General features: G+C 66.3%; 1 protein-coding gene. It reads right to left on the reverse strand.

Going from position 1 to position 486, the window contains the following annotated elements:
• The coding region (locus K3G39_RS20440) for an ABC transporter substrate-binding protein (RefSeq protein WP_220628024.1) at positions 1–486 on the reverse strand (486 nt) is incomplete at both ends.

Raw genomic sequence — 486 nt, forward strand, 5'->3', positions numbered from 1 at the left:
GCGCCTGGGTGAGCGCGCGGGCAACCTGCGGCTCCTCGCGCACGAGGCTGCCGCGCAGGCCGACGATGCAGCAGCTCTTGTCGCGATATTCGCCGTCGAGATTGGAAGCGACTTCCTTGTACTGGGTGTCCTTCAGCCAGAGATAGGCGAGCGGATCGGAGGCCAGGAACGCCTGCACCTCGCCCTTCTGGACCGCAACGTCGAGCAAATTGCCGGGATAGGCGCGCCAGTCGACGTCCTTGTTCGGATCGATGCCGAGCTTGGCGAGCTGGATCGAGAAGAAGTTCTTGTCGGGGCCGCCGAGATCGCCGACCGCGACGATCTTGCCCTTGAGATCGGCGAGCTTGGCGACGCCGGAATCGGTGCGGGTCAGCACGCGCATGCAGCCGCCATGGGTGCCGGCGGCGATCTTGACGTCGAAACCCTGCTCCAGCGGTTTCAGCCAGCGCAGCGCCATGCCGAGGCCGGCATCGCTCTTGCCGGTGG

This window comes from Pontibacter sp. HSC-14F20 (assembly GCF_019599265.1).
In the GTDB taxonomy this organism is placed as follows: Bacteria; Bacteroidota; Bacteroidia; order Cytophagales; family Hymenobacteraceae; genus Pontibacter.